Raw genomic sequence first — 642 nt, 5'->3', positions numbered from 1 at the left:
GGCGCAGCCGCCACGGCAGCGGCAGCACCAGCAGCACCGCGGCCAGCAGCCCGGCCACCGCGGCCCACGCCGGTGCGGCCGGCACGCTCCACACCGCCCACGGGGCCTGGGCCAGCAGCGTCAGCCAGGCCACGAGCTGCTGTTCGACCCAGGCGCCGAGCGTCCACAGCAGCGGCCAGGCGGCGCCCAGCAGCGCGAGCGGCGTGATCACCAGCGTGATCAGCGGGATCGCGACCAGGTTCGCCGCGAAGCCGACCAGCGAGATCTGCTGGAAGAAGACCAGCGTCAGCGGTGCCAGGCCGACGGTGGCGATCACCTGCGTGCGCAGGCCGGCCCGCAGGCTGCGCCACGCGGTGGCGAGCCGGCTGGCGGGCGCAGACGCCGAGGCGATGGCATGCACCGGCTCGGACGCCATCAGCAGCCCGACCGCCATGAACGACAGCCAGAAGCCCGGCTGCAGCAGCGCCCAGGGATCGCAGGCGCTGACCACCACCGCCGCGGCCAGCAGCACCAGCGGCCACGGCCAGCGGCGTGCACCGGCCTGCAGCAGCGTGACGACCGCGAGCATCCACACGGTGCGCTGCGCCGGCACGCCCCAGCCGGCGAACAGCRCATAGCCCATCGCGGCCGCGAGGCCGATCC

The 642-nt window shown here is 75.4% G+C and carries 1 protein-coding gene; it reads right to left on the bottom strand.

What is annotated here, in order from left to right; genetic code table 11:
• A partial coding sequence (locus AC1DXV_RS35135; protein ID WP_477938119.1) for a ComEC/Rec2 family competence protein occupies positions 1–642 on the bottom strand: 642 nt, incomplete at both ends.

Source organism: Rhizobacter sp. P3_C12 (genome assembly GCF_056402735.1).
Note: the sequence above shows the minus strand (reverse complement) of the source record. Positions and strands in the feature narration are given on the sequence as shown.